Source organism: Thiobacillus denitrificans DSM 12475 (assembly GCF_000376425.1).
GTDB lineage: Bacteria > Pseudomonadota > Gammaproteobacteria > Burkholderiales > Thiobacillaceae > Thiobacillus > Thiobacillus denitrificans.
Genome location: NZ_AQWL01000012.1, coordinates 81459 through 89547, shown reverse-complemented (window position 1 = coordinate 89547; position 8089 = coordinate 81459). Strand labels below are relative to the sequence as shown.

Annotated in this window: 8 protein-coding genes and 1 pseudogene; 5 read left to right on the top strand and 4 right to left on the bottom strand. The window is 56.7% G+C overall.

What is annotated here, in order from left to right:
* Positions 1-123: 123 nt before the first annotated feature.
* Together B059_RS20035 and B059_RS21790 are read right to left on the bottom strand one after the other, a co-directional pair.
* The gene (locus B059_RS20035) at positions 124-819 is read right to left on the bottom strand and encodes an OmpA family protein (RefSeq protein ID WP_081601660.1); all 696 of its coding nucleotides are present in this window, start codon (positions 817-819) and stop codon (positions 124-126) included.
* Positions 761-1273, bottom strand: coding sequence for a lytic transglycosylase domain-containing protein (locus B059_RS21790; protein WP_081601663.1), 513 nt, complete (start codon positions 1271-1273; stop codon positions 761-763). The genes B059_RS20035 and B059_RS21790 overlap by 59 nt, the downstream gene beginning before the upstream one ends.
* Before the next feature lie 143 nt (positions 1274-1416).
* On the opposite strand from B059_RS21790, the gene B059_RS0115710 reads away from it, so the two are divergent.
* The 3 genes from B059_RS0115710 to B059_RS0115700 all read left to right on the top strand — a co-directional run bounded on the left by B059_RS0115710 (position 1417) and on the right by B059_RS0115700 (position 4767).
* A complete protein-coding gene (locus tag B059_RS0115710; protein ID WP_018079207.1) occupies positions 1417-2373 on the top strand; it encodes a lambda-exonuclease family protein in 957 nt (318 codons plus the stop codon).
* A 215-nt stretch (positions 2374-2588) separates the two neighbouring features.
* Entirely contained in the window at positions 2589-3284 is a 696-nt protein-coding gene (locus B059_RS19410) for a GGDEF domain-containing protein (RefSeq protein ID WP_157273758.1), read from the top strand.
* Entirely contained in the window at positions 3253-4767 is a 1515-nt protein-coding gene (locus tag B059_RS0115700) for a L,D-transpeptidase Cds6 family protein (RefSeq protein WP_157273757.1), read from the top strand. Before B059_RS19410 ends, B059_RS0115700 begins: the two co-directional genes overlap by 32 nt.
* A gap of 135 nt (positions 4768-4902) precedes the next feature.
* Here the strand turns inward: B059_RS0115700 and B059_RS0115695 are convergent, their stop codons facing one another.
* Positions 4903-6810 (bottom strand): helicase-related protein, encoded by a 1908-nt coding sequence (locus tag B059_RS0115695; protein ID WP_026177586.1) that lies wholly within the window; start codon positions 6808-6810, stop codon positions 4903-4905.
* Between the two features lie 38 nt (positions 6811-6848).
* Positions 6849-7088: a hypothetical protein gene (locus tag B059_RS0115690; RefSeq protein WP_018079203.1), complete on the bottom strand. Its 240-nt coding sequence runs from the start codon at positions 7086-7088 to the stop codon at positions 6849-6851.
* Positions 7089-7270: 182 nt separating this feature from the next.
* On the opposite strand from B059_RS0115690, the pseudogene B059_RS21525 reads away from it, so the two are divergent.
* Both B059_RS21525 and B059_RS21520 read left to right on the top strand, forming a co-directional pair.
* Positions 7271-7426 (top strand): annotated as a pseudogene (locus B059_RS21525) (DUF1289 domain-containing protein); the annotation flags it as partial.
* Between the two features lie 31 nt (positions 7427-7457).
* On the top strand, positions 7458-7631 hold the full coding sequence (locus tag B059_RS21520; protein ID WP_018079202.1) for a hypothetical protein: 174 nt from the start codon (positions 7458-7460) through the stop codon (positions 7629-7631).
* The last annotated feature ends 458 nt before the right edge of the window (positions 7632-8089 follow it).

The following is an 8089-nucleotide window of genomic DNA, read 5'->3' as shown; positions in this document are numbered from 1 at the left end:
GCCAGTCGGTCATCACGGTGACGATCGGGGTGAAGGTGGTGTCAGCGCCGGCGAAGGCAGAACCGGCAACCAGCAGGGCGGGAACAGCAACAACAACGACTTTTGCAAGCTTTTTCATTTGGATTACTCCTTTATTGACACAGAGATTGAGGATTTCACCTCGGCCCTGCGGTTTGCGGCCCGCCCTGCCTTGGTCTTGTTTGACTCTGCGTAACAGCATTTGCCGCTTACAGAGCCAATCTGAATAAGAGACGGTTCAACCCCGGCTCTCAACAGATACGTTTTGACTGCCTCGGCGCGTTTGCGCGCGAGACGGTCGTTGATCTTTTTGCCACCCACTGCGTCCGTGTAACCGGAAATGCGGATGTCCTGTCCTTCCTTGTGCTGGCCCATGACGAGATCTGCCAGGGTGGATTTTGCGTAGTGGTCGAGCACCGCGCTCCCAAAATCAAAGCGCACGCTGACGTCGATGTCCTTCGCAGGCGCGGCTTTCGTTTCTTCAGCCAGCGCGTCCTTCGCCGCCTTGTCGGCGTTTTCTTCGTGCTTTTCGGTGACGGCTGGCGCCGTTGCGGCCGGCTGGGCCTGAACCACCAGCACAGGCTCCTCATGGCGGTTGTCCAAGGTCTTGATGGTGGCTTCAGCGCACGGGATGGCGCCGCCGCAGATGATGAAACGCGGACGCTTGGTCAGCGAGCGAGCCGGAACGGTGCTTTCCTGGGTTACGCCTTCCGGCTTGCCCATGGTCTGTACCGGAACAAGTTCAGCGTGCGCTTGCAGTGCGAGGCACATGGTTAGCAGCCCGGTAAATTTTCCACGCATACTTGTTTCGCTTCCCTTCAGACTTGGCGTTGTAAGCGCCAATCGCCTTCCAATTCCATCCGTGAGCCCGCACGTTCTGAGCTAGAACCCACGCTCCTATTTGGATCGAGGTACAGGCATCCCAAAGATGCTCGCGCTCGATGCCGTACTTTCTTAGTGTCGGAAGCCAACCGGTATTGATCTGCATCAACCCGATGTCTGCCGATCCATTCGTGTTGACGTTGTATGCCCGTGGGTTGTAGTCACTTTCCACCTTGGCCACCGACCAGAGAAGCCACTCCGGGACTCCGTAACGGTCTGAGGCCGCCTTGAAACACCCCCCCAAATCCGAGGCATTCGACGCCGTTGAAAAACATAATACAGATGCACATACCCATAACGAATACCAAAAAAAAATTTCGCGCCTTGCTTTGGTGTCGCCCTTGTACGGCAGGTTTGGAGACCGGTTTACCATGTGGTTTATGTTATACAAGGGCATAGGTTGGTCAGAAGGGCCAAAACAGAAATTCAGTAATTTTCTAGGTCGGTGTCCCTCAATCCTTAGGTGCAACGTCAAAGCCATCCCGTCGGATGGCGCGTATGCAAGGAGCAGTAACCATGCAAATCATTCAGCACGAGCAACGCAGCCAGCAATGGCTGGACTGGCGTCAAGGCGGCATTGGTGCGTCTGAGGCGGCCGCCACCGTTGGGAAGTCACCTTGGGAAACGTCACAGGAGCTTTGGGAGCGGAAAATGGGTCTGCGTGCAGGCCCCAAAATGAACGCCGCCATGCAACGTGGTGTTGACTTCGAGGACGAGGCACGGGTCTATTTCGAGGAGCGCATCGGGGAGGCATTTACCCCTATGTGTGCCGAGCACGATGAAGCCGGGTTCATCCGCGCCAGTTTTGACGGCGTTCAGATGGATTTCACTTCCGGTCTCGAAATCAAGGTGCCTGGACTCAAGGTGTATCAGATGGCCCTGTCAGGCAAACTGCCCGACTACTACGAAATCCAGATAAATCACCAGATGTTGGTCGGTGAAATGGACTATTTGTGGTACGGAGCCTACTCGCCAGAACTCAAACAGGGGGCCTACTTCAAGGTCTATCGGAATGAGGACTTGATCGAGGAAATCTGGGAAGCCGAGCATGATTTCTGGCAGCACGTCATGGAACGTCGCCCGATGTACAGCCCGGAGTGGGGAGAGGCCGCCGCGATGTGGTTATTGTCGGAGGTTGATCTCGCCGATGCCAAGAAAGCCAAGGAATTGGCTTCCGAACGTATCCGCGCACTCATGCCTCAGGGGTTGAACAAGTTCAAGGCAGCAGGCGTCACCGCTTCTGTCTGGGACAAGTTCACGGGCTATGACTGGACCGCCATCGCCACCGCTCTCGAGTTAGAGAATGTGGAAGCCTTGGACAAGTACCGCCCCATGGTTCCAGGTGCCTACGACGAACAGAAGGTTGCCGAAGCCCTCGGAGTTGACCTCGACGAGTTGTCGAGCAAGTACGGCATGCGCTCCGGCGAGATCTTCACGGTCAAAGCCTCCACCAGGAAGAAAACCGGCGATTAAGCCAAGCTTCTGATTACCTGCTGACAAAGTCAGCCCACAGCCCAGTTCGCCTTTGTGCGTCTGGGCTTTTTTCTTGCCGTCAGCCCGCACCTTGATTTTCAGTATTCGTGCGCAAGGGGTCGATCTGGATAATGGATCGAATGGTTCCTCGCCTCAAAATCCTCTTTGCCGTCCTTGTCACCTGTGTTTGCTTGCCCGCGCACGCCGTCCCTAGCATGCAATACCCGGAACCTGCGGACAATGCCCGGTCGACGCTGCCTTGCTCAACATCAATGGGCATCGTTGGCCTGGGTGCGATTCTTGCCCTCGGTGCTGCCGCCCTGGTGTCATTCCGCGTGGTTCGCCTGAATCACCTCCTGGCCACCGAGATCGAGCAGAGGCAGAAGCTCTATTCGGAGCTGGAAAGCATCGCCAAGACCGACCATCTCACGGGTTTGCCTAACCGCCGTACCTTCATGGACGCGCTGGACAAGGAAATGCATCGCAGTAGCCGCAACAAACGTGACACATGCCTCGCTCTGATTGACCTCGATTTCTTCAAGAGCGTCAACGATCGCTATGGCCATGTCGGTGGCGACGAAGTGCTCACGGTCGTCGCAGATACCGTGAAGGACATGCTGCGCGAACAGGACACACCAGGACGCATCGGCGGCGAGGAGTTTGCCGTATGCCTCCCGGAGACCGATGCCGACCAGGCCTTCCTCGTTGCAGAGCGCATTCGCACAGCGGTTGAGCAAACCCAGATCGAGTTCGACTCCAAGGCCTTCACCGTCACAGCATCAATTGGCGTCGCGCACATGATGCCCGGAGAAACCCGGGACAAATTTATCCACCGGGCAGATACAGCCCTTTATCGAGCGAAGCACGAAGGCCGCAACCGTGTTTGCCTCGCCCCTGAAAGCCTTGCCTGAGATGAACGAGACATCCCCAAATACTGCCATATCCTATGCGGCCTGGTACATATCCAGAAAACGCGACAGCGACCATGAACAACTTCTCAAGCGGTCATTGCGCGACTTTCCAATGAGTTCGGATGACTCGTCGTCTCGAAGCCAGACACTCGAGATCGCCTGTGAAATCTTGGCGCTTCGCGGGTACATCGAAATCGAGAAAGGAGCGCAATCGAGGCGCTATTTCGCGACAGATTCCCTGCCCCCCCCGCCAAAACGCGAAGACGAACACTCGACGATAAACGCCACCCCGTTTCGAAGCCGCTCGGCCGTAAAGGCCATGCCATTCATGGCTGTGGCTGCGATGACGGCGGCCTGCAGCTTCCTCCCGACCCAAACGAACCAAGACTTCCACCAGGAGCCGCCGAAGTTCCGCAAGCTGACGCTGATTGAGCAACTCCAGCCGCCAGTTCCCCACTACATGGAACAGTCTCACCAAACCCAACGCCCAACCACTTGGGTTCGCCTTGGCGGTGAAACTGGCAGTACATTGGAAACGATAAAGCCGCGAGTGGTTGCAACGCCGACCCCGGCACCAGTGCCCGTCATTCACCTCGGGCAGATCGCGGCCGCGGAAGTCCCTGCACCGCAACAAAACGTGCCGGTGGTCGAAAGGCCCGTCGTTGCCGAAGTACCCATCACCAAAAAGACACCATATATCGATGGACCGAACTATTTTGCAAACGCCGTTCCGGTTATCCAGCCAAAGGTAATTGCAAGCCCCCTGAAGCCTGTCCCCACTCTTAATGCCGTTCCTCTTCCAGAATTGGCAAAAGAGCAGGTCTCTCAGGAAAAACCGTCCGACAAACCCGCAAGCGCCCAAACAGTGGTTGAACCTGGCAAACACCATGAATCTGCCAAAGCCATCGCCACAGCTGTCGCGAATGGTGGGATGGACGAAGCTGTCGAGGCCGCGGCCGCCGCAGCGGCAAAGGCGATCATCGACTCACCGCCAGCAGCAGGCAAAGCAGATGAAGCAGGGGCACCTGCAGCACCGAACGTGCGTGACCAAACAACTGAGCCTGTCGTTAAAAGCGCTGCGCCGACGGCAGAACAGGAGCATGTGGCTGATCAGTTTGAGCTGACCGATAAGGACCAGATCGAGGTATTTCTCAAACAATGGGCCAAGGACTGGATTGCTAAGGACGTCAACGCCTCTTTCGCGCACTATGCCAAGAGCTTCGTGCCAGATGGCATGTCCCGGTTGGAATGGGAAGTTTGGCGCCGCAAAGCGCTGGCTCGTGATGGCAACATCGAGCTGACCTACGTCATCAGGAACGTCGACGTGAAGGGTGACCGCGCCACGGTATTGATTTGGCAGTCCTACCTTTCGCCTTACTTTAAATCTCGTATCGGCAAGGAATTCGTCCTTTCCAAGCAAGACGGAAATTGGCTGATTCACCGAGAAATCGTCAGGGAAAGCGCGAGGCTGCACCACGCCTAATATCCCGTAAGCCTCGGTCTTTTGTGGGTCGCATTTGACCGCAAGAAACGGGTCTGGCACGACAACTAGCTGGCACCGTCGTAGTTTGGGAGCGCGGTCCAGTACCAGTCCGCTTTGTCTCTTAGAACGGACTTTTTAGGCAACGCTTCCTGGCGTTTCTCTGAAGTCTCCCGGCATCAATCGCAAGTCGCGGAAGAGCGTAAAGCTGGCGCCGCTCTGGTCTTCTGATTCCGAGGAAAGGTCTCCGAAGCCACGCAACTCCATGTCCATCTCGGCCAAGCGAAAGCCATCGTTGGTCTTTTCAAGCAGTTGCAACCGTTCCATTGTCTCCTCGTCCACCTCGTCCGGCGCGTAGAGGAAGCACCAGCCTTCGCCGCCATGCCGAACGAGGCGACCACGCATCTGATGTAGGGTAGACACGCCGTAGCGCTCCGCGTGGATGACGATCAACAGCTTGAGGTCGCTGATCGTGACCCCGATCTCTATGATCGAGCTGGCGATCAGGATGCGCTTTTCACCTGACTTCACCGAGGCCATGACCCGTTTTTTCTCGTCAGAGGACATCTTCCCGTGCAGGATGGCCACCTGGCCGGGATAAATCCGTTCCCAGTTTGCGCCAGCTTCCTCGACACTGTGCTTGTCGCCTTCCTCCTTTCCGAAAACGCGCGGATAGATGAGCGCAACCTGGCCACCGGCGGCCACAACTTCCTTCACCTTGCCCATCATGCCCTGCTTGTGTGACGCATCCACGACCTGCGTGTGGATGGTCTGCTTGGCGTGTCGCACGCCAACCTGAAGCAGTTCCTTGCCGCCATGGGTGATGAGTGCAACCGTCCGGGGGAGGGCAGTTGCGGTGCATTCAAGGAAGTTCGTGTTCGGGCCGCGCAACTGGTCACGCTGTTTGAGTGAGGTCTTCTGCTGTTCATCCGTAACGAGGAAATCCGGAATCCAGCCTGCCGCCTTGGCGATCGCGAAAACGCCTGTCGTGCCGACCAGGATGGGATTCATGTCCCAATCGATGTCCTTGGCCTTCGTTCCTTCAGTCACCGCAACGACCGGAACGTAAGGGTAGATCTGGGCAAATTCATTGCTCACCTGCTCGACGAGCAGGGAGTTTGGAATCAGGATGCCCACCTTCTTGCCGAGAGCTTGGGCTGCGACGGCCGGGACCATATACAGGACCGTTTTCCCAACACCGACATCGGCGGAAAGCAAAACATCAATGGGGTAGGGCTCCGCCAATGAATGGAAGATGGCCCTGATGGCGCTCTCTTGGGAATTCTTGCCCGTGGTGAGTTGGAAGGGCAGGGCGCGCACCAATCCGTTGACGAGCGCGTCATCGACGCGGATCACGGAACTTGCACGGAACGGGCGGGCGGCGGATTTCTCTGCCTGGTACTGGACATGCGCCACGGCAATGCGGCGGGCGGTCTTTATGCCCCAGGTGGCTTCAGCACTCGTGACTGGCGTGTGAATTGCTCGTAGCACGGCCTCCAGAGTGCCGTCCGTGCCGACTCGACGCATGATTTCCTCTTCCGGCATGCCATCAAACCCCTGACGGATCGACAGGATTGCATCATTGAAACTGTAGGGAGCGGCTATCGCTTCGTGCACGGCGCCGGCGACAGAATCGGCAGACACCCGCCCACTGATGCCGCGATAAACAGGCACGACCTTGCCCCAATGCCGGTACTCGACCAATTCCGGCGAGCTGAGTTGCGGCACGCCGTTGAATTCGGTGATCTTTGCGTAGACCCGTACCGTGTCGCCGACATTCACGTTCTTCCATGGCGACCAGCGCAATGCGCCGAACACCATCATCCGATGAATGGAATTGCCCTCCTTGGCATCCACGATGAAGCGGGTGTGTGATCCATCCTTTCGGGGAGCCTTGAGGATGGCGAGATCCACGCATACCTTCTCGCCGATGTGCAGGCCCCAGCGTTCGCTGGGCACGACACGGGTGTAGTCGAGGTGGCGCCGCGGCATCCACAGCAGCATTTCATGAGGTGCGTGGACTCCAGCCTTGGCCAGCCGGCTCATGGTCGATTCATCCTTCCTCTTGTTGGAGGCTGCCTGAGTCATTTGCGGGACCTTCTTTTCTTCGCGGCGACTTTCAGTGCGTAATCAATCGCGCCCATCTTGGTCGGGATACTCTGCGACACCATGATCCAGCCCAGATTCTCCGCGCCTTCAGGGGAAAGCATGCCGCCAATGGCCACCCCGCCTTCGCGCGCGCGCCGTTCGCGGCTGGTCCGCTGCCGTTCCTTGTCGGGCGTTCGTGGCTTCGCTTTGGCTTCGGGCTTGGAACGTGCATTCATTGGAAATGCCCTGAAAGTGCGTCAAATTCTCCAGCGTGACAAGTCACATTCTATAACTGTGACAAGTCACTTGCAACACCAAATTGACCGTACTTGTAATTCTGTGACGGTGTCTTTCAACTCTATAGGCAAGGTTTTAAGCAGCCCATTCCGGGGTGCGGCCTCTGCAAGGAGACTCAAACATGTCTGACACAGCAAACCCTTCTCCAGATCAAGTTCAGTCGCCTTGCGTCAACGTATGCAAGGTCAGCGAGTCCGGGGTATGCAGCGGCTGTTTCCGCACGCTCGCCGAAATCGCTTCGTGGCGGGATTGGAGTGATGTGGAACGTCAGGCCTGCCTGGATCGAATTTTTGACGGAGTGTTAAACCATGGAACTCAACAAAAAAGTCTTGAGCTTGGACGAGAAGATCAGCATCAAGGGCAAACTGGCGACGCGAGGCGTACTGCCGAGCATACTGGTGAGACTGGATGCCAAAGCCGCCCTGTTTAGCTGGAACCTGTGCTTTCGTCGCTCGATAGCCGGCTACTACAAGATTTCATAAGGAGGAACCTATGTGCTGCACGAATTGTTCAAGGTGTGGTCAGGAATGGCATGAAGACTATGTACCCAAAGTTGTCGTCGAGGCCGGAACACCATCGGAACGGAAGATCGAGGCCTGCGATATCTGTGATACAGATGAGCAACTGGTCGATATCGTTCGCCCTGTGACCATGGAATCCTAGAGTTTCCCCCCGCCCCATGTTGCCGTGTGCAACTGGGGCATTTTTATCATCTGCACACCGAACTTCAGGATGTCATCTGGAAATCCACGCGCGCCGCGTTGCGGAAACTATCATCGAGACGTAAGTAGACCGCGGGCAGACGTCAGCCGCTTACCCGGCCATCCGACCGCCGCCGACCGTCCATGTACTCATACCATTCATCTGGTATTTCCGGGGGATTCCCGCACTCCCCGTACTATGAATACGATGGTTGTGAGAATTGTGCGTCGTGGATACA